The 20432-nt window shown below is 70.0% G+C and carries 16 protein-coding genes; 11 read left to right on the forward strand and 5 right to left on the reverse strand.

Going from position 1 to position 20432, the window contains the following annotated elements:
• Window positions 1–261 precede the first annotated feature (261 nt).
• Window positions 262–1986: a class I tRNA ligase family protein gene (locus tag VMJ70_02805; GenBank protein ID HTO90038.1), complete on the forward strand. Its 1725-nt coding sequence runs from the start codon at window positions 262–264 to the stop codon at window positions 1984–1986.
• Window positions 1987–2009: 23 nt separating this feature from the next.
• Here the strand turns inward: VMJ70_02805 and VMJ70_02810 are convergent, their stop codons facing one another.
• Window positions 2010–2441, reverse strand: a complete 432-nt coding sequence (locus VMJ70_02810) for a hypothetical protein (protein HTO90039.1) — start codon at window positions 2439–2441, stop codon at window positions 2010–2012.
• 86 nt (window positions 2442–2527) lie between these two features.
• Between VMJ70_02810 and VMJ70_02815 the strand changes: the two genes are divergently transcribed.
• From VMJ70_02815 to VMJ70_02835, 5 genes are read left to right on the forward strand one after another with little or no spacing between them, the layout of a single operon-like run.
• Window positions 2528–3325 (forward strand): TatD family hydrolase, encoded by a 798-nt coding sequence (locus VMJ70_02815; GenBank protein HTO90040.1) that lies wholly within the window; start codon window positions 2528–2530, stop codon window positions 3323–3325.
• The gene (locus VMJ70_02820) at window positions 3322–3702 is read left to right on the forward strand and encodes a hypothetical protein (GenBank protein HTO90041.1); all 381 of its coding nucleotides are present in this window, start codon (window positions 3322–3324) and stop codon (window positions 3700–3702) included. Before VMJ70_02815 ends, VMJ70_02820 begins: the two co-directional genes overlap by 4 nt.
• Window positions 3703–3762: 60 nt before the next feature.
• Window positions 3763–4851 (forward strand): HEAT repeat domain-containing protein, encoded by a 1089-nt coding sequence (locus tag VMJ70_02825; protein ID HTO90042.1) that lies wholly within the window; start codon window positions 3763–3765, stop codon window positions 4849–4851.
• Window positions 4852–4861: 10 nt separating this feature from the next.
• A complete protein-coding gene (rsmA, locus tag VMJ70_02830) occupies window positions 4862–5779 on the forward strand; it encodes a 16S rRNA (adenine(1518)-N(6)/adenine(1519)-N(6))-dimethyltransferase RsmA (protein ID HTO90043.1) in 918 nt (305 codons plus the stop codon).
• Window positions 5776–6945, forward strand: a complete 1170-nt coding sequence (locus VMJ70_02835; protein ID HTO90044.1) for a heparan-alpha-glucosaminide N-acetyltransferase domain-containing protein — start codon at window positions 5776–5778, stop codon at window positions 6943–6945. The genes rsmA and VMJ70_02835 overlap by 4 nt, the downstream gene beginning before the upstream one ends.
• Window positions 6946–6963: 18 nt before the next feature.
• Here VMJ70_02835 and VMJ70_02840 read toward each other — a convergent pair whose 3' ends face one another.
• Window positions 6964–9090 carry a T9SS type A sorting domain-containing protein gene (locus VMJ70_02840; GenBank protein HTO90045.1) on the reverse strand — a complete coding sequence of 709 codons (2127 nt, stop codon included), beginning with the start codon at window positions 9088–9090 and terminating at the stop codon, window positions 6964–6966.
• 299 nt (window positions 9091–9389) lie between these two features.
• On the opposite strand from VMJ70_02840, the gene VMJ70_02845 reads away from it, so the two are divergent.
• Window positions 9390–11126: a carboxypeptidase regulatory-like domain-containing protein gene (locus tag VMJ70_02845; protein ID HTO90046.1), complete on the forward strand. Its 1737-nt coding sequence runs from the start codon at window positions 9390–9392 to the stop codon at window positions 11124–11126.
• A gap of 134 nt (window positions 11127–11260) precedes the next feature.
• Here the strand turns inward: VMJ70_02845 and VMJ70_02850 are convergent, their stop codons facing one another.
• Genes VMJ70_02850 through VMJ70_02860 form a run of 3 tightly spaced genes read right to left on the reverse strand, consistent with a single transcriptional unit; the run spans window position 11261 to window position 14473 of the window.
• Entirely contained in the window at window positions 11261–11965 is a 705-nt protein-coding gene (locus VMJ70_02850) for a response regulator transcription factor (GenBank protein HTO90047.1), read from the reverse strand.
• Between the two features lie 11 nt (window positions 11966–11976).
• Window positions 11977–13683 carry a HAMP domain-containing sensor histidine kinase gene (locus tag VMJ70_02855; protein HTO90048.1) on the reverse strand — a complete coding sequence of 569 codons (1707 nt, stop codon included), beginning with the start codon at window positions 13681–13683 and terminating at the stop codon, window positions 11977–11979.
• A gap of 55 nt (window positions 13684–13738) precedes the next feature.
• Window positions 13739–14473, reverse strand: coding sequence for a hypothetical protein (locus VMJ70_02860; protein HTO90049.1), 735 nt, complete (start codon window positions 14471–14473; stop codon window positions 13739–13741).
• Window positions 14474–14706: 233 nt separating this feature from the next.
• Between VMJ70_02860 and VMJ70_02865 the strand changes: the two genes are divergently transcribed.
• The 4 genes from VMJ70_02865 to VMJ70_02880 all read left to right on the forward strand — a co-directional run bounded on the left by VMJ70_02865 (window position 14707) and on the right by VMJ70_02880 (window position 20349).
• Window positions 14707–15891, forward strand: coding sequence for a divergent polysaccharide deacetylase family protein (locus VMJ70_02865; GenBank protein ID HTO90050.1), 1185 nt, complete (start codon window positions 14707–14709; stop codon window positions 15889–15891).
• Between the two features lie 161 nt (window positions 15892–16052).
• On the forward strand, window positions 16053–18086 hold the full coding sequence (locus tag VMJ70_02870) for a glycogen debranching enzyme N-terminal domain-containing protein (GenBank protein HTO90051.1): 2034 nt from the start codon (window positions 16053–16055) through the stop codon (window positions 18084–18086).
• Window positions 18087–18128: 42 nt separating this feature from the next.
• Window positions 18129–19037, forward strand: coding sequence for an RnfABCDGE type electron transport complex subunit D (locus VMJ70_02875; GenBank protein HTO90052.1), 909 nt, complete (start codon window positions 18129–18131; stop codon window positions 19035–19037).
• The gene (locus VMJ70_02880) at window positions 19000–20349 is read left to right on the forward strand and encodes a DUF2330 domain-containing protein (GenBank protein ID HTO90053.1); all 1350 of its coding nucleotides are present in this window, start codon (window positions 19000–19002) and stop codon (window positions 20347–20349) included. The genes VMJ70_02875 and VMJ70_02880 overlap by 38 nt, the downstream gene beginning before the upstream one ends.
• Window positions 20350–20432 lie beyond the last annotated feature (83 nt).

The raw sequence follows: 20432 nt of genomic DNA on the forward strand, positions 1-20432 counted from the left end.
GCGCGCCGCCGCCACGTCGGCGGCCGTGTTGCTCGGCGCCGCGTGCCCACCGCCAGGGCCGGGCGGCGGGGCGGTCGCGCCCAGGACCGCCAGCGACAGTGTAGCGAGCACGAGGCCGGCCAGCGACTTGGCGCGGCGAACCGGGTCGTGGGCGGCGGGCGTCACGGGGCTGCAATCTAGCTCAGCCGAATCCGCCGCGCATCGAAAACCTCCGCCCGGCGATTCGCTATACTCTCCGACCGCTTTTTCCTGGAGACAGCTGTGCCCAGACGCTTCTACATCACCACCGCCATCGACTACGTCAACGGCAAGCCGCATCTCGGCCACGCCTACGAAAAGGTGCTGGCCGACGCGCTGGCGCGCTACCACCGACAGCGCGGCGACGCCACGTTCTTCCTGACCGGCACCGACGAGCACGGCCAGAAAGTCGCCAACGCCGCCGCCGCGCTCGGCCAGCCCCCCAAGACCTACGTCGACGGCATCGTCGCGTCCTTCCAGTCGGCGTGGAAGGCGCTCGAGCTGACGCACGACAAGTTCATCCGCACCACCGACAAGCGTCACGAGATGGCGGTGCAGGAGCTGTTCGTGCGCTTGAAGGACGCGCGCAGCCCGAAGAGCGGCCTGCCGGTGCTGTTCGAAAACGACTACGAGGGTCTCTATTGCGAGGGCTGCGAAGCCTTCAAGCAGGAGAAGGATCTCGACGAGCGGGGCCGATGTCTCATCCACCAGGTGCCGCCGAAGAAGATCAAGGAGACCAACTTCTTCTTCCGGCTCTCGGAGTACGACGAGGCGCTGCTCAAGCACCTCGAGAACCATCCCGAGTTCGTCCAGCCCGACTATCGCCGCAACGAAGTGCTCAACGTCATCAAGGAGGGGCTGCAGGACATCAGCTTCTCGCGCCCCAATATCAGCTGGGGGATTCCGCTGCCGCCCGAGATCGAGGGCGGCGAAGGCCACACCGCTTACGTGTGGCCGGACGCGCTCCTCAATTACCTCTCGGCGCTGGGCTGGCCCGATCGCAAGTTCTCGCTGTGGTGGCTCGCGAAGCAGAACGAGGTCGGCGGCCCGGGCGCCGCGCGACAGGACGAATTCGCCGAGCTGGATGGCCAGGGCCGTCCCGGCGCGGCGTGGGCCGGCACCGCGCAGCCGCAGTTCACCAACGCGTTCCATCTGATCGGCAAGGACATCAGCCGGTTCCATTGCGTGCTGTGGCCGGCGATGCTGCTCGCGGCCGGCGTGCCGCTGCCGCGCCAGATCTACGTCCACGGCTTCATCTACGCGCGCGGCGGCGGCAAGATGTCGAAGTCGCTCGGCAACGTGGTGGATCCGGTCGAGCTCGCCGCCGCCTACAGCGCCGACGCGCTGCGCTTCTATCTGCTGCGTTCGTTCCCGACCGGCCGGGACGGCGAGTTCACGCTCGAGCAGTTCGTCGACCTGGTGAACGTGGCGCTGGCGAACGAGCTCGGCAATCTCGCCAGCCGGAGCATTTCCATGGTGCACCGGTATCTCAACGGCGTGCGCCCCGCCGACTGGGCGCCCGACTCGTTGCGCGAGCCCGAGGCCCGCGCGGCGCTGGGCGCCTTGATCGCGGCGGCCGAGACCGCGCACCGCGAGGTGCCGGCGGCGTTCGAGGAGATTCGCGTGCACGATGCGCTGGCCGCCGCGTGGGCGCCGGTGGTGCGCGCCAACGAACTGGTCGAGCGCGTGAAGCCGTGGGTGGTGGCGAAGGACGAGACGCGCCGCGCCGAGTTGGGCACGGCGTTGAACGCGCTGCTCGAGACGCTGCGGTTGGTCGCACTGTGGACCTGGCCGGTGATCCCGCAGAAGAGCGAGGCGCTGTGGTCGCAGTTGCGCCTGGCGGGAAATCCGGGCGAGCCGCGCGGTGAAGCCGCCGCACCGGCGTACGGGCGGAAGCCGCTCGGCGAGCCGGCGCTGGGAGCGGTCGAAATCCTGTTCCCGAAGATCGAGGTCAAGGCCGAGACCTGACCCGGCACGGCGACTCCGCCGCGCTACCGCTCGATCCCACAGCGGGCGAAATATTCGTCGAGCGCTTCCACCTCGCCGGGCAGATCCTCGTGCACGATGCGGACGATCTTCCCCTCCGCACCCACGGTGAGATGCTGGCGGCAGCGATGCCGGTGCCAGCCGGCGCCGGCCTTCATCAGGTAATCGGTGTAGAGCACCGGCGCGGTGTCGCCGTGCGGCGCCTCGACCACGCTCTCGTAGCGCACCTCGTCGAGATGCTCGATCGCCCACTGATTGCTGCCCGCGTACGAAGCGATGATCGCGGCCGAGCCCTCGACGCGCTCGCCGCGCACCTCGTACACGCAGCCCGGGGCGATCAGGCCGGACGCGGTCGCGTAGTCGTTGCGGTCGAGCGCGCGCGATAGCGCGGTGGCGGCCTCGGTGACGCGGCCGGCCGGCGTTTCCCCGACGTTCATTCGCCGAGGCTACGCCGCGCCGGGCGAGGCGTCGAGCCGCGTCCGGGGTCTTGACGCTGCGCCGATCGCGGCCCACGATGCAGGCTGTGATCGACACTCACTGCCACCTTTGCGACAAACGCTTCGACAAGGATCGCGAAGCGGTGATCGAGCGCGCCCATGCCGCGGGGGTGCGCGCCTTCGTCGAGATCGCGCACGAACCGAAGATCGTTCCGGAGGCGCACGCGCTCGCCGCCCGGCACCCCGATCTCTTCCTGTGCGTCGGCGTTCACCCCAGCGAATCGGGCCGCGTCCCCGACGACTATCGCGCCTCGCTGCGCGATCACGCGGGACACGCGCGCGTGGTGGCGATCGGCGAGACCGGACTCGACTTCTATCGCGACTACGCGCCACGCGAGCGTCAGGAGCAGTGGTTCCGCGCCCAGCTCGCGATCGCCGACGAGAAGGGCCTGCCGGTGGTGATCCACCAGCGCTCGGCGCTCGATCCGACCCTCGCGATTCTCGAAGCGGCTCGCCCGCAGGCCGGCGGCGTGCTCCACTGTTTCGACGACGGCCCGCCGGCGGCCGAGCGCGCGAGCAAGCTCGGCTTCAAGCTCGGCCTCGGCGGCTGTGTCACCTATGGCCACGCGGCGCTCGATGAGGCGGTGAAGGTGGCGCCCGCCGAGATGCTGGTGCTCGAGACCGACGCGCCCTATCTCGAGCCGGAGCCGCGCACGCTCAAGCGCAACGAGCCGGCGCTGCTCACGCGCGTGGTGAAGAGGATCGCCGAGCTGCGAGGCTGGACGCCCGAGGAAGTGGTGCGCGTCACCACCGCCAACGCACTCGATCTGTTCCGATTGCCGATCGGCGGCGCGCCCGTGGCGCCGGGGAAGGTGGGATCGTGAGCAACGATCGCGTGACGCGCTGGCCGATCGTGGTGGCGGTGGTGCTGGTGGCGATCGGCGCCGGCTGGATGGCGTGGACGGTGCTGCGGCCGGTGCCACGCCCGATCGAGCCGGCGATCGACGGCAACGCGCTCGACGTCACCGACTCGCTGGCGCGCTTCACCTGGCCGCGCGAGCCGCGCGCCGATGTCTACCGGCTCGAGGTCTACGATTTGTCCATGCACCTCCTCGCCGGCGCGATCGTGCGCGACACCTCGGCGCCCGCGCACGCGGTGTTGCCGGATTCGGCGCGTGCCGGCCGCTGGCGCGTGGTGCCGGTGACGCCGGGCGGCACCGAGCTCCCCCCCAATCGAACCGGCGAGTTCGTGCGGCACTAGCGCCGGTTTCACGGCCCGCCCCCGGCTCAAGCTCGCCCCGGTTTTCGCCGAAAACTGAGCATGTCCCAGGCCCAGCTTTCCCAGGGCGTCGAGGTCCTGCTCGCATTTCTCACTCTCGCCCTGGCGATCGGTGGCGGATTCCTGGTCGCCCGCGCCGGGGCCAGGCTCGGCCGCCGCGCCACCCGAGAGCGCGAGGCCGAGTTCCGCGATCAGCTCGACGTCTACCTCGAGCGAAAGCTCGGCGGCCGCGAGCTGTTGCATTCGGCGGCGGGCCTCGACCCCGATTCGTTCTGGGCCGCGCTCGACGCCTCGCTCGACGGTTTCACGTCGCGGGCCCGCCGCGAGCTCGAGCGCGTGCTCGACCACTCGCGCCACGTGAGCGCCGAGCGCCGAGCCCTGCGCGACGACGCGCCGTGGCGGCGCGAGCGGGCCGCGCGCCGGCTCGGCACGCTGGGCGCGCGACGCCATTCGCGGGCGCTGCGCCGCGCCATGGGCGCCGGCCCCGAATTCGTCACGCTGGCGGCGGCGCAGGCGCTGGGCCGCGCGCGCGATCGCCGCGCGCTCGAGTGGCTGCTCGCGCATCCGAGCGTGATCGAGCATCGCTCGCCGCAGCTCCACATCGCGCTGCTCCAGTCGTTCGGCCGCGGCGCCGCACCGGTGCTGCTCATGGCGCTCCAGCGCGGCGTCGCGACGAGGCGCATGGAGCGCGCGGCGATCGAGACCCTGGCGTGGTGCGGCCACCTCCCCGCGGTGCCGCTCATCGCGCGGGCGCTCGGCCACGAGTGGCGCGACCTGCGCGTGTCGGCCGTGCGCGCCCTGGGAACACTGGGCGCCCGGGAATACGCGACGCGCGTGCGCAGCGCGCTCGACGACGAAGCCTGGCAGGTGCGCGCCCAGGCCGCGCGAGCGCTGGGACTGCTGCGTGACCCCGATTCGGTCATGGCGCTGGCCGCGCGGCTCGACGACCGGGCCTGGTGGGTGCGCCGGCACGCCGCCTACGCGCTGTTCGAGCTGGGCGACGCCGGCCGCCACGCGCTGCAGCGAGCCGCGAAGGCTCACGCCGACCCTTACGCCCGCGAGATCGCGGCCGAAGCGCTTTCGGGCGGCTTCCCGGGAAACGCGCTTGGCCACCGTCGCGCCGCCCCTTAGGCTCGGGCGCATGTCCGCGCCTCGCCCCCACGACCCGCGCCGTGGCCGCCCGTCGCGCTATATCCGGGAACGGGCCGCACAGGAAGGCAGCGCGGTGACGCGCGTCAAGGACGCGCTCGCCATGCGTGGACTTTCGCCGCGCAAGCGCTTCGGCCAGAATTTCCTGGTGCGCGAGGATCTCGCCGATCGGATCGTCGAGCACTGCCATCTGCGCGACGACGAGGTCGCGGTCGAGATCGGTCCCGGCGCCGGCGCGCTCACCGAGCGCATTGCGCGGCGCGTCCGGCGGCTGGTCGCCATCGAGAAGGACTTCGGCCTGGCCGAGCTGCTGCGCGAGGATCTCGCCGCGATCGCCAACCTCGAGATCGTGACCGCCGACTTCCTCGAGTTCGATCTCGCGGCACTGGCAGCGCGAAGCGGCGTCGAGCAGCTGGTGGTGGTCGGCAACATTCCCTACAACATCACCACGCCGATCCTCGAGCGACTGTTCGAGCAGCGCGCGGTCGTGCGCAGCGCGGTGCTGCTGGTGCAGAAGGAATACGCCGAGCGCCTGAGCGCCGCGGCCGGAACTCCCGAATACGGCGCGCTCACGCTGTTCGCCCGCTACCACGCCCTGATGGAGCCGCTGCTCCACGTGCGCGCGTCGGCGTTCTGGCCTCGGCCCGAGGTGGATTCGCTGCTGGTGCGATTCTTCCTGCGCGCGAAGCCGCCGGTCGAGGTGGCGAGCGAGTCGCTGCTCTTCCGCATTATTCGCGGCGCGTTCCAGATGCGCCGCAAGCAGCTCGCCAACACGCTGGAAGCCTCGCTCGATCTGGACCGCGAGGGCGTGGCGCGCCTGTGCCGCGCGGCCGGCATCGACGGACGGCGCCGCGGCGAGACCCTCACGCTCGACGAGTTCGCGCGGCTCGCCAACGCGGCAGCTTCGTGAGCGGCGCCCCCGCCCGATCGGCGCCGGCGGTCGCAGCGCTGAACCCGGCCCCCGATCCGGTGCGCGAGCGCCTGCCGGCGGTCGACGCCGCGCGTGGCCTCGCGCTGCTGCTCATGCTGCTCGACCACGCCGCGTTCTTCGCCAAGGTCAACGTGGCGGCCGAGAGCTACACGCGCCGCCCGCTGTCGCTGTGGGGGCCGGGCTGGGTGATCGCCGGACTGTTCACCAACGTCTCGGCGCCGACCTTCTGGTTCGTCGGCGGCTTGAGCGTGGCACTGATGGCGGGACGCGAGCGCTGGAAGCACGCGACCGACGACTTCCTGCTGATTCGCGCCGGCGCGCTCTATCTGATCGACATGGTGTTGGTGTCGTGGGAGTGGAATCCGCTGCACGCGCCGCACGCGGTGGTGGATTTCGAGCTGCTCTCGTGCCTGGCCACCGCGCTGTTGCTCATGATCCCGTTGCGGCGGCTGCCCGACCGGCCGCTGATCGCCGTCACCGCCATTCTGTTCGTGGGCTATGCGGCGCTGATCCGGCTGGTGCCGACCGCGACGCTCGAGAGCTTCGCGTTCCCGGCCCGCCTGCTGGTGACCTTCGACGAGGTTCATCGTCCGGTGGTGACCTTCCCGGTGCTGGGCTGGATGGGACTGATGACGATGGGACTGCTGTTCGGGCGGCGCCTCGTGCGCGGCGATTGGCTCACCGGCCGGCCGTACTACCTGGCCGCCGGCATCTGCCTCGCGGTGTGGTTGGCGGCGCGCCTCACCGGACTCGGCAGCGTCAACGTATGGCGGCCGGCGCAGGGGGTGCAGGCGCTGTTCATCATGCAGAAGGGTCCGCCGTCACTCGACTACGAGGCGTTCAACATCTCGTTCGGCCTGCTGGCCCTGGGCGGCTTCCTGGATTTGGGCAGCGCGATCAAGGATCTTGCGGCGGGCCGCTGGCTGATCGCCTGGGGACAGGCTCCGCTGTTCCTGTTCGTCGCGCACCTGCTGGTGACGTTCGTGTGCGCGCGCGCGCTGCTCCATCTGCCGTACCTGCGCCAGGCCGATGTGCCGCGCTACGCGCTGACATTCGTCGTCACGGCGGCGGTGCTGCTCCCCATGGCGCGCTGGTACCGCGCGTTGAAGGAGCGCAACCCGGATCGCGTGATTCACTACCTGTAGCGCGGCGCGACAGCGAGATCAGCGCGCGATCACCGCCCGCGTCTGGATCGATCGCCCGCCCTGCGTGAGCCGCAGCACGTACACACCGGCTTTGAGAGCGGCGCTCTCTTCCAGCCGCACGACATGGGTGCCCGCGCCCAGCGTCACCTCGCGGCTCAGCACCCGCCGGCCCTGCACGTCCAGCAGCTCGAGCTTCGCTGCCTGAGCGCCCGGCAGCGTGAACTCGGTCGTCAGCGGGCCCGCGCTCGGGTTCGGCCGCAACGCGCCGAACGACAGCGCCAGCGTCTGCGGAACGCGCACGCGGACTTCGCCCAGCGTCCGCCACGCGCCGTTCTCCATCACCCGCAGCCGGTAGGCGTAGCTGGCGCCCGCCGTCACCGCGTCGTCTTCGTAGCTCACGTTGCCGGTGCCGTCGGCCCGCACCGTGGCGAGCGTGGCATAGCCCGAGCCGTTGGCGTCGCGCTCGAGCGTCGCCACGAAGTTGGCGCCGTTCGGCGAGAACCAGCGGAGCAGCACGCGTCCCGGCTCGGCCGACGCGCTCACCAGCGAGGCCTCGGCCGACACCGTGCCGTCGCCGAGGATCTTGCCGGCGTAGACGCGCAGCCCGCCGCGCGCGTCGTCCCACGCGCTGATCACGCCATTGGTGCCGTCGGTGACGGCGCACGGCGTGTCCTGGTCATCGGGCGTGTTCACGATCGCCGCGCCGCCCGACGGGAAACCCGGCGGACGCGATCCGCCCGACAACATGCGCTGCACGTAGACATCCGGATTTCCGGCACGGTTGTCGACCCACACCACGTCCACGCCGCCGGCGTTGTCGGGCAGTGCCAGGAACTCGCCCTTCGAGGTGGCCGCGTCGCAGAGCAGATTGCCGTCGGCCGCCCAGCCGGCGGCGATCGCACCCGTCGAAGTGACGTGCTGGGCGTAGAACGTGTTGGTGGTGCCGGCGCCGCGATAATCCTGCCAGACCGCGACCGCCCCGCCGGAAAGATCGGGCACCAGCCTCGTCCCGTCCTGCAATCCCGCCGCGCCGCAGAGCTGGACGCCGTTGAGCGGCCACGGCGAGGGAATCGTTCCCGAAGGCGTAATGCACTGCGCGAAGATGTCGAGGTCGAAATTGCGATCGTCGGTCCACGCCAGCATGAAGTTCCCGGTCGAGAGCCGGGTGATGGCCGGGCTGAACTTGGTGAGCGAGCCGGTGCAGATCAGCACGCCGTTCGCGTTCCAGCCGGGCGAGAACGTGCCATCGCCCGCCAGCCGCGTGGCGAACACGCTGTCGTTCGACGCCCAGGTGAAGAGGAAGCCCCCCGAGCCGTCCAGCGTGAAGTCAATTTCCTGATTGTTGGCATTGCCGATCGCTTTCCCGCCGCCCGGCCAGCCGGCGATCGCGTTGCCCGAGCCGTCCAGCCGCACCACCCACGGTTGCAGGTTCATGTCGGTCCAGCCGACGTAGGTGCCGTTCGAGCCGTCCGCGCGCAGGGCATAGCCCTGGAGTTCGCCGACCGCGTACCTCCTGCCATTCACCGGCCAGCCCGGGCTCAGCGCTCCGGCGCTCGTGATGCGCTGCAGATAGAGATCGCCGATCGAGCCGGAACCGGTGTGGAGCACGCTCCAGCTCACGTACATCCCGCCGGCGCCATCGGTGCACGACTGGACCAGCACTTCAAACGAATCCGTCACCGCCACCGGGAATCCCGCCGGGTCCCAGCCCGAGACGAAATTGCCGTTCGAATCGAGATGGCTCGCGAACACGTCGGGCGCTCCGCTGCGGAAGTCCTCGAATGCGAAGATCGCGCCGCCCGATCCATCGGCGACGCCGGTCGGCTCGGCCTGGCCAATCGGGCTGGTCACCACCGGCTCGCCGTTTCCGGTCCACGACTCGATCGAGGGCAGGCCGCCCTGATCGGGGTTCGGCATCGACGCGCCCGACTTGGCCGCCGCCAGGCGTGTGCGCGCGGTCGCGACGCGCGATTGCAGCCGCGCGATCCAGGCACGGCGGGCGTCGGTGCCCTGGCGCGGAAATTCGCGGCCCATGAAGCGAACGTACTGCGGATCGCGAGCAGGCGGCGTGGCCGCGCGCGCGAACGACGGAAGGCCGAACAGCGAAACGAGAGCGGCTGCGAGAACCATCGCCTGGCGACGCACGCGACACCTCCGGTGGGGAAGGCGGATTCCGGGGCAGAGATCGGTCGAGCCGGGAGTATGGCTGCGGCCCGGCCCACGTTCAATAACGCGAAAAAGCCGGTCGCTTCGGCTAGCGGCCCGGGCGGCGGCGGGCTACACTCATGGGGTGATCGGGCGTCGGGCTGCCGGTGCGGCCCGACGCCTTTTCGTGCCGGGTGGGAGGTCGAGCCCTGAGAAGTCGCCCATTTCTCGTCTTGCCGTGCTTGCTGTGCTTCTCGCTCGCGCTCTCGTGCAGCAAGAAGAGCAGTCCCGGAAATCCAATGGCGCCGCCCGGGCCCACCGCCAGCGTGAGCGGCGTGGTGTTCAACCTGACGGGCGGCGGCTCACCGCTGGCCGGTGCGACGGTCTCATCCACTCCCGGTGCGGGCTCGAACGTCACCACCAATGGCCTCGGCCAGTACACCCTGACCATCCCCGCCGAGCAGGCCGTGAGCGTCACGGTTTCCAAGGCCGGATTCGCCTCGCACCCGGTGAACCTGAAGGCTTCGGCCGGCAACGCGGAAGGCTTGACGCTGTCGCTGCTGCCGATCGGCGTGACTCAAAACGTCGCGGCGGCCAGCGGCGGCCAGGTGATGGACCCGGTTTCCAGAACTGCGGTGACACTGCCCGCCGGATTCGTGAGCAGCAGCAGCACGGCGCAGGTTCAGGTCACCGGGCTCGATCCCACCACGGTTCAATCCATGGCGATGCCGGGCACGATCTCGGCGCTCAACCTGTTCAACGCCTCGGGCAATCTCGATCCGATCTCGGTCGCTGAAGTCACCGTCGGTGACGCCGCGGGCAACGGCTACGCGCTCGCCAAGACCATTCATCTCGAGCTGCCGATCCCCGCCTCGCGCGTGGCCGAGCTGCTTCCCGGTTCGGCGCTCCAGTGCTTCCGCTACGATCCGACCGATGGCCTGTGGAAGGCCTTCGCCTACGGCACCGTGGCGAGCTCGGGGATCGGCGGCGTGCCGGTGGTCAAGGTCGACGTGGATCATCTGTCGTGGTACGCGGCCGGGCTGCTCGATGGCACGCCCGCATGCGTGAGCGGGATCGTGACCGCGGGCGGCACCCCGATTCCCAACGTCAACGTGCAGGCGTTTCCCGGCGGGCTCACCACCACCAACTCGCTCGGGCAATACGAAGTGGACGCCGCGCCCCACGCCGCCATTCAACTGGTGGCCACGCGCGTCGCCGGCGGCGCCATCACCACCGCCGGGGCCAGCGCCCAGTCCGACACCATCGGCAATCCCTGCGTGCAGCGGAACCTCGCGCTGCAATCGGGGCCGGCGCAGAGCTACATCGTGGAAGCCCAGCTGATCCGCGGGCGGGACGCGGCGACCATCATTCGAGACGAAGCGACCGTCCGCATTCGCGTCAATACCTCGCCGACCTTCCCGGCCTATAACAACGCGGTCGTGAAGCTGAACGGCGGCGGCACCGTCACGACGCTGCCCTCCATCGGCAATGGGTACTACGGCGTGATCGGAGGGGTAAGCGGCTCGCTGAGCCTGCAACGCGGATCCAGCTACGAGCTGGACCTGGATTTCGACGGCGACGGCGCGATGGATGCGTCGGCAACGGTGCTCATGCCGGGAGGCATGAGGATCCTGTCACCCTCCAACGACGCCATCGTGGATTCGGTGTTCGCGGCGGAATGGAGCGACGACGCCAGCAGCTTCACTGGCTACGACGCGATCTACGTCGGCTCGTTCGAGCCGCTCACCTTTCCGATTCCCCCGCAGGTGTTCGTGACGGGATGGCCGGCGGGCACCGTGACCGTCGGCGATCGAACCGCCATCGGCGATCCCGCGCTCCACCTGTCGAACGACCCGCTGCCCACCGGCCAGTACTACTTCCACCTGTGGGCGGCCAACGGCCCGATCCGCTACGCCCTGCCCGACACCACTCTGTTCGGCACTCCCAACATCACCGGGCCGGGCGTCACCGGCTGGTTCTCGGCGATCTCGATGGCGGACAGCATCAAGATCGGCTCCATCATCATCACGCCGTAGAGGCGGCTTGGGCTGCGAGGAGCCGCCGAGGAGAGGGCGGCTCGGCCGCGACCAGCGAGCGGTATCCCCGCGCACACTTCGCAGCGAGGAGCGGCCGAATCCAGCGACGTGATCGGTTGCTCTCTCGCTGCCCATCAGGGCTCGACGAACTTGTAGCCGACCTTGTGCACCGCGACGATGAACGGCTGCGCGAACCCCGCCCCCAGCTTGGACCGCAGGTTGGAGACGTGGGTGTCCACGGTGCGCGTGGTGACGCCCAGCTCCTCGTCGACGCCCCAGATCTCCTCGAGCAGCTCTTCGCGACTCACGGTGCGACCGCGGTGCTCGATCAGATACTTGAGCAGCTCGAACTCCTTGAACGAGAGCGCCACCGCCTTGCCGGTCTTGTAGACCTCGCGCGGCTCGAAGCGCACCTCGACGTCGCCGAACTTGTAGATCGTGGGACCGGGCGCCGGGCCGGTGGCCGGGCCGCGTTGGACCAGACGGCGCACGCGCGCGACCAGCTCCTTGATGCCGAACGGCTTGGTCACGTAGTCGTCGGCGCCGAGGTCGAAGCCCTTGAGGATGTCGGCCTCGAAGTTGCGCGCGGTCATCACCAGCACCGGGATGTCGCGGTGGCGCTGCCGCAGCTCCTTCAGAACCGTGAAGCCGTCCTTCTCGGGCAGCATGATGTCGAGCAGCACCACGTCGGGCTTCTGCTTGAGGGCCATGCGCAGGCCCTCCTGCCCGTTCTTCGCGGTCAGCACCTCGTAGCCTTCGTAGCGGAAATTGTGAGCGAGTCCATCGAGCAGACCTTCCTCGTCCTCCACGATCAACACGCGCTTGGCAGCGGTTGTCACGTTTTCCTCCTTCATGAACTCACGGGAGCGCGGTCGTGGGCCCGCGCCGCATCCGCCCCGTCGGTGGCCGGCAGTACCAGCGTAAACACGCTTCCCCCTCCTGGATTCGGTGTCACCTCGACGCGCCCGTGATGAGCGCGCATGATTTGCTGCACCAGCGAAAGCCCGAGCCCGGCGCCTTTGGCATCGTGCTGCAGGCCGTGATCGATTCTCACGAACTTCTCGAAGATGCGCCGGCGGTCACCGGGCGCCACCCCGATTCCGTGGTCGGCCACCGATAGCTGCACCGTGCCGTTGGATGCGGCCGCCGTCACCCGGATGTAACGGTCATCTTTCGAGTACTTGACCGCGTTGTCCAGCAGGTTGAGCAGGCAGTGAGACAGGGCGATCGCGTCTCCCCGCACGCGCGGAAGCCCGTCGGGAAGATCGGTTTCCACCCGGAAGCCGGCATGCTCCAGTCGCGGGCGGAAGTTTTCCAGCGTTTCCTGAGCGATTTGCCGCACGTCCACCTGCGTCATCTTGAGAATATGGTGTCCCGACTCGAAGCGCGCCAGATCGAGAATGTTGTCCACCAGCCGGGTCAGCTTCTGGGTCTCGCGCTCGATCGTGGAAAGGAAGCGCTCGCTCTCGTCGGGACTGTTGAACCGGCGCATCTGCAAGGTCTCGACCGCCAGACGGATCAGCGCGATCGGTGTCTTCAGCTCGTGCGTCACGTTCGATACGAAGCTGGCCTTCATTTGTGCGAGCTCGAGCTGCCGGACGGTATAGCGGTAACCAAACAGCATCGCCGCCAGGATCACCAGCCCCATCAGGGTGATGATGAAGATCTCGAGCGAGATGAAGCGCAGCGTCCACGCCGCGCCGGCGCTCGAGGTGGGCGCCACGCGCACCACGTAGCGCTCGAACGGACCCGAAAGTCGCTCCATGCGGGCGGTCTTGAGATCGGCCGGCTCGCGTACCGCGCCCACGCGCTCGCCGCCCGGACCGAACACCTCGATGCTGACGTGGCGGATCGACTCGATCCCGCCGTAGATGCGCTCGTCGGCCGGGATCTTTTCCTGCACCACCTCATCGAGGTGGCGCTGGATGAACACGCCGGGGTCCACCCACCAGCCGCCCGCGCCGATGATGTCGTTGGTGCCGTTGCGGAGCAGCCAGCCCACGAAGTACTGGCCGCGCCGATGCCCCTCGCCGGGCGCGTAGGCCAGCACCTGGGACTCCACCAGCAGCACCGACAGCCCTTCGACTTCCGACACCGGCACGAAATGCCAGCCCGCGAATCCGTCGCCGTTCATCGGCACCGCCGCCAGCGCCAGCCCCGGATCGGCACCGGCGCGAATCGCGGGATCCACCGGCTCGAGCGCGGCGCGCAGATGTGAGTTCAGCTCGAGCTCGAATGCCTCGGCGACCTGCTGTCCGACATACGAGTCGTAGGTGGCACTGTCGGTCTCGACGCTGCGCGTGACGCGCTGCGTGAGGTAGATGGCGAGCCCCGCCAGGATCACGGCCGGAATCGCCACCGCGCTCAACACCGCGGTGAGCACGCGGCGGCGGAACGGAATGTTGGCAAGCGCGTTCTTGATGCGCTCGCGCAGCGGCGCCCCCTCGGGCGCCGTGCCGGGCGCACCCGATCGCGCGCGCGCCTCGGCCAGCGCCGCTTCGAGTGCGGCGCGGCGGGCGCTCTCGGCTGCCGGATTCATCGAGTCGGAAGTCGCCATCAGCAAATCGGGCCGGCCCGCGCGAGCGAGCCGGCCCGAAAACCGGGACCCTCGATCAACTCTTGGCGCGGATCGTGTTCACTCCGGCCAGCTCGTGGATCCTGGCCACGACCGCCGGATCGTTCGAGGTCATGAGCGTGAGGCATCCGCCGTCGATGTTGACGACCTCGCGGGTGAGCTTACCGCTTGCCGCGGCGCCGCGCAGGGCGCGGCAATTGTCGCAGAGCTTGGCGTCCTCGCCGGCCGAGGCGAACATGACGCCGGCCTCCTTGTGCCGCGCCATTGCCGACTGGACCGCCCGCACGCGCGCGGGATCGGTGGTGTAGACGTACATCACGCCATTCTTGAGCGGCACCACCTGGACCACCGCGCCGAGGCTGCGCATCTCCTGCTCGCAGGCGTCGAGATCGTGGCAGTAGGTACAGGTAGTGTGCTGCGCGCTGGCGGTGGCGCCGTTCGCGCCCGAGCACATGTGCTGGGCGGTCGCGGCGTGCGCCGAGCAGTTCGCGCCGGCGGTCGCGGCGTTCTTCCCGGTGCACGCGCCGCCCGACATGCTCGCGGCGGTGGCCGACGCTCCGCTCCTTCCCGAGCAGTGGTCGAACGCGGCGGTGATGGCCGCGGTCGAGGCGCCCTTCGCGCCATGGGGGCAGACCGAAGCCGAGCAGGCGGTGTTCGAGGCGGCGGCGCCGGCACCCTGGGCCTTCTGCTGGTCACAGGCGAACGCGGCGACGACCCCGGCGCACAGGCCGAGCACGGTGAAAGCAGGAACAAGGGGTCGCACTAGCTTCACGAGGCACCTCCAGGCACGCCAGCCGCGCCCGGGGTGGGCGCCGCTCAAGGGGAAGATCGGCCGAACCGAGGAAAAGCCTGTCATCAGACTCTTCGAATCGTGTCAGGGAAGGGCAAAAATCGCGGACCGGCCAACCGGTGGGGGCCCCGCCGGCGTGCGTTTCGCCCGCTCGGGACCATCGCCCCGGGCGTTGACGCCCCCGCCGAGGCTCCGTAACGTGCGGTCACTCCTCGATGAGCCCCAAGCGCCGAAAGAAGTCCGCGCCCGCCGACGCTCGCTTGCTCTTCATCCTGTTCGCCGGCGCCCTCCTGTTGTTCCTCGGCGGCGAGCTGGTCCGCTATCTGCGCTCGGATTCGGGCGCCATTCTGATCGCGCGCAGCCTCGGCCTCGGCGATCGCTCACGCCTCACCCAGATCCTCTCGCGCGACGTGCGGCGAGGGCTGGCAGCGGTCAACGTGCCACGCGACAGCGTGCGCGAGGAGCCGCCGCGCGGTTCGGGCACGAGCGTGCACTGGCGGATCGGGATCGCGCCCGAGGCCTCGCTGATCCAGGCCAACCGTGCGATCAGCGTAGCCGTCGCCCAGGGCGGCGGTCGGGTGTTCTCGGGGCGCGAGCGTCCAACGCCGCACGGCGGATCCGAGCTGACGCTGGTGGTGGGTGTGGGCCGCGATCGAACTCACGAACTGCTGCTGGCGCGTGCGGCGCGGCCGGAAGAGAAGAGTGAGGCTCACGCGGCGCGCATCGCGATCGTGCTGTACGGACTCGGCGATGACGAGGCCACGGCGAAGCAGGCGCTCGCGATCCCGCGTCCGTTCGCGGTGGTGCTGCCGCCCGACACCCGTTCCAGCGAAGCCCTGTTCCACGAGGCGCACGCGCGCGGCCGCGAAGTCGTGCTCCACCTGCCGCTCGAGCCCATCAACTATCCTCAGGTCAGCCCCGGGCCCGGCGCGATCCTCGTCACCATGAAGCCGGCGCGCATCGCGAGCGAGGTGCGACGCGAGATCGCGCAGGCGCGGCCGGTGGTGGCGGTGGCCAATCTCATGGGATCGCTCGCCACCCAGGACATGACGGTGATGACGGCGGTGTACGAGGAGCTGCGGCGCGAGCGCTTGCCGTTCATTCATCTCACGCCGGTCGCAGGCGCGGTGTGCCGCCCGCTGGCGTCACAGCTCGGCGTGGTCTACGCCGAGCCCGACCTGGTGCTCGACGGCGAAGCACGGGCCGAGAAGCCGGCCGGGCTCGACCGGGCCTGGCGCCATCTGGTCGAGAACACGCCGCCCGGCGGAACCCGTGTGGTGTGGTTGCGCGCCACCGCCACCAGCCGCGGGTGGCTCGAGAAGTCGCTCGATCCGAAGCGTCTCGACGGGGTCGACCTGGTTCCGCTCTCGGCGGTGCTGAAGCGGCCGCCCGAGCTGTAGGCTCGCTCTGAGGTCGGCGCCCCGGCACCCGCCCGGCGATTCGCGCGCCGGCAGGGTGGCGGTGGGCAACGGCGGCGCTCGGCGCGGCCGCCGGTCGGCACCACCGCCCCGCCGAAAAAATTCTGCTCTATCCACTGGACGCGTGCTATCTTCGCGCCGGCATGCGCACAGGACAGGACGTCCGGAGCATCCCCGAGGGATGGCTGGCGCGTGAGTGGCTGATGGCGAATGGGCTCGGCGGTTACTCCGCCGGCACCGCCGCGGACATCGCCACGCGCCGCACCCAGGCCCTGCTGGTCGCGGCTTCCCCCCATGGCCGGCTCGTCACGCTGCTGCTTCGACTGGACGAGCGTCTGCAGGTGCGGGGCAACACCACCGAGCTCTCCGCGCATCGCTTCCTCGCCGACGGCTGCCGGCTGCTGGATTCGACGCTCGAGGCCTTCGAGACCGATCCGTGGCCGGCCTGGCGCTTCGTCGCCGCCGGCGTGACGATCGAGAAGGCGCTGATTCCGATCGCCGGGCACAACGCGGTGGCGATCCGTTACCGGCATCTCGGCGGACACAACGCGCGCCTGATGGTGGCCCCGATCGTGGCGCGGCGAGCCCCGCACGCGCTCGAGCGGGTGCGCGATGTTCCCGGCGTCGCGGGCGGGGTCCCCGGGCGCGTGCATCTCGCGCTCGACGATGGCGGGCCGTCGCTCACCCTCTGGCACAACGGGGCATTCCTGCCCGCCAAGCTGTGGCGCAGCGGCCTCTCCTACCTGCATGACGACGATCCGACGCTCGGCGATGCCGGATTCGTCCCCGGCCATGTCGAGGCGACGCTGGCGCCCGGCTCGCACCTGCATCTGGTGTTCGCCGACGAGCCCGAGCTGTTCCGCACGCTGGCGCGCGAGGATCGGCTGGGGGCGCCGCCTCCGCCGACCCTCGCCGCCTGCGTGGCGATGATCGAGCAGACCGAGCGGGAGGATCTGGCGCAACGCACTCGCGCCACGCTCGCCGGCGCCGCGCACACCGCGCGCGAGGCCGCCTCCGCGCACGGCTCGAGCGGGTCGGAAGCCGCGGCGCGCGACGCCGAGCCCGGCCCCAACGGCAACGCGCCTCAGGCCGAGCCGCTGGTGCATGCCGGCGACGGCTGGACGGTGTCGCTCGCACGCGGGCTGCTCGTCGGGCTCACGCGACGCGATCGGCGTCTGACGCTGCTCGACCGACTGCCCGCGCCGCGTGAGCGCGTGGCGTCGACGCTGCGCGGCATTCCCGGCCTGCTGGCGATGCGGGCGTTCGAGCCGGCCCGCGCCGTGCTGCTCGGGGTGCTCGAGTACCTGAACGAGGGGGTCGCGCCGGAATCGTTCCATGCCGACGACGGCACCCCCGCCTACGGCTCGCCCGAGCCCTCGCTGTGGCTGATCGCGGCGGCCGAGCTCTACGCGCGGCGCAGCGAGGATTCGGCGTTTGCGCGGGACGTCTTGTTCCCGGCGCTCGAGGGCGTGATGCAGTTCTACCGTTCGGGCACGCACTACGGGATCGCCGTGGACTCCGACGGCCTGCTGGCCGTCACCCGCGACGGCGCGACACTCAAGCCGTCGGCCCTGAACGCGCTGTGGGCCTACGCGCTGGTGGCGATGGCGCAGTTGGCCCGGCTCGCCGGCCGGCGCGAGAACGGCGCGTTCTACCTGGCGTGGGCGCACGAGCACCAGCGGCGGTTCAACGAGGCGCTGTGGGACGATTCGCGCGGCTGCCTGTTCGAGACCCTGCGCGATGAACAGCCGGTGGCCGGCCTGAGCGCCGCCCAGGTGCTGGCCTCGAGCCTGCCGCGCTCACTGCTCGCCGACGATCGCCCGGCGCGATTGCTCGCGACCATCGAGCGCGAGCTGGCCACGCCACTCGGCTTGCGCCCCGTTCCTGACGACGACGAAGTCGAGACCGAATGGCTTGGCGCCTTCCACACCGCACGGCTGCGCGTCGGCGGCCGGAGCGCCGAGGCCCAGGCGCGCGTTCGCGCCGATCTCGACGCGCTGCGTCACGCCCTGGTTCGCTGCGGCGAGCCGTGGCGAATTCCCGAGCGCTTCCGACTGGCCGATCGCCGCCCCGCCGGCGCCGTCCATTCCGCGATCGCCGCCGGCGAGCTGCTCCGCGTGTGGATCGAGGAAGTGGAGCACGCCTCGACCCCGGTCGCGGTCCCGCTCCCCTGGTAGGACGCACGGAATAGATCGGGCGGACGCCGCGTATTAGGCGGCATGACGCTCCGCGACCTCGCCGGCGCGGCGCGCGACGCGGCGGTGCGATTCGCACGCGCGTTCGCGGCCGACCCCCGCCACTACCAGATGTCGGTGCAGGCGGCGCTCCTGCTCTTTGGGCTAGCCGCGCTCGACTTCGAGGTCACCGCGGCGCGCGCCGGGCTCACGATCAGCGCCTGCCTCGCCTCGCAATGGCTGGGCTCGCGCTTCGTGCGCCCGGCACCATTCGAGTGGCGCAGCGCCCTGATCTCGGGCACCGGGCTGTGCCTGCTGCTGCGCACCGATTCGGCGGCGCTGGCGGTCGCGACCTGCGCGCTCAGCGTGCTCAGCAAATTCTTCATAAGAGTCAACGGCAAACACCTGTTCAACCCCACCTGTTTTGGGCTCGCCGCGATGATGGCGCTCCGTCAGGGCATCTGGGTGTCGGCGGGGCAGTGGGGCCACGCGGCGCTCGTCGGGTTCGCCATCGGATCGCTCGGTTCGCTGGTGGTGACGCGCGCCGCACGCGCCGACGTCAGCCTCGGCTTCCTGGGTGCCTGGGCGGCGCTGCTGTTCGGTCGCGCCGCCTGGCTCGGGCAGCCATGGGCCGCGCCGCTCCACGTGCTGAGCAACGGCTCGGTGCTGTTGTTCGCGTTCTTCATGATTTCCGACCCCAGGACCACACCCGATTCCCGTCTCGGCCGACTGATCTTCGTGACTGCGGTGGCGGTCGGCGCGGGCGTGGTGCAATTCGCGCTCTATCGAACCAACGCGTTGATCTGGTCGCTGGCGGCTTGCGCTCCGCTGGTTCCGCTGCTCGATCGCTGGCTGCCGGGAGCGCGCCACGCATGGCGCAGGGACGCGAACTCCTCGCACTCGAAAGGGGGCTCTCATGCTTCGCTTCCCACGCTGGTTCCGGCACGCGCCTGACACCCTGGTCGCGGCGCTGGTTCTCGTCCTCGCCGTCGCTCCAGCGCACGCCTTCTGCGGCTTCTACGTCGCGAGCGGCGACGCGAAGCTCTTCAACCGCGCATCGCAGGTGGTGATGGTGCGCGACGGTGATCGCACCGTGCTCACCATGGCCAACGACTTCCGCGGCGAGCCCAGCCAGTTCGCGCTGGTGGTGCCGGTGCCGACCGTGCTTGAGCGCGGTCAGATCCACGTCGGCGATCGCACCGTGATCGATCACCTCGACGCCTATTCGGCGCCGCGGCTGGTCGAGTACTTCGATCCCAATCCCTGCGCGCCGGTGGCGCTCGAGATGGAGGCGCTGAAGTCGCGCGCCGCCGACGCGCCGGCCGCGGTGGGAGCGGCGAAACGGGATCAGGCGCGCGGCGTCACGATCGAGGCGCGCTATACCGTCGGCGAGTACGACATCTTGATTCTCTCGGCCAAAGAGAGCGGCGGGCTCGAGCGCTGGCTGATCGATCACGGCTACCGCCTGCCGGCCGGCGCCTCGCGCGTGCTCGGCATCTATCTCAAACAGGGCATGAAGTTCTTCGTCGCAAAGGTGAACCTGGGCGAGCAGAAACGGCTCGGCGTCGTCAACCTCCGTCCGCTGCAGATGGCGTTCGAATCGCCGCGCTTCATGCTGCCGATCCGGCTCGGCATGGTGAACGCCGACGGCGAGCAGGAGCTGCTGGTGTACGCGCTCACCCGTGCCGGCCGCGTCGAGACCGCCAACTACCGCAACGTCAAGCTGCCGTCCGACATGGATGTGCCGCTCTATGTCGAGAAGGAGTTTCCACGCTTCTACACCGCGATGTTCGCTCATCAGGTCGAGCGCGAGAACATGGCCGTGGTCTTCACCGAATACGCCTGGGACATGAGCTGGTGCGATCCGTGCGCGAGCCCGCCGCTGTCGAACGACGAGCTGCAGAAGCTCGGCGTGTTCTGGCTCGACGATGCGTCGAACGGCGCGACGCGCGTGTTCATGACGCGCCTGCACGCGCGCTACGATCGCGCGCACTTTCCCGATGACCTGGTGTTCCAGCAGACCGCGGACACCCAGAACTTCCAGGGCCGTTACGTGCTTCGCCACCCGTGGGCCGGCGACCTGAGCTGCCCGGCGGCCGCGGACTACCAGCGCCAGCTGAACGAACGCCGCGCCAAGGAAGCCCGGGCGCTGGCCGATCTCACCGGCTGGGATCTCGGCGCGATCCGCGCGCGCATGGCGGCGAGCGGCGAACCCGACCTCGCCGTCGCCGAGCCCAAGTGGTGGGAGAAGATCTGGAAGAACTGAGGCTTGGCCCGCTCTGGAGCGGGTAAAATGAGCTGTCCGCAAGCCCCGCAATGGGTTGCGTCCAATTTCCAGGATTTCAGGGG

Source organism: Candidatus Sulfotelmatobacter sp. (assembly GCA_035498555.1).
Taxonomy (GTDB): domain Bacteria; phylum Eisenbacteria; class RBG-16-71-46; order RBG-16-71-46; family RBG-16-71-46; genus DATKAB01.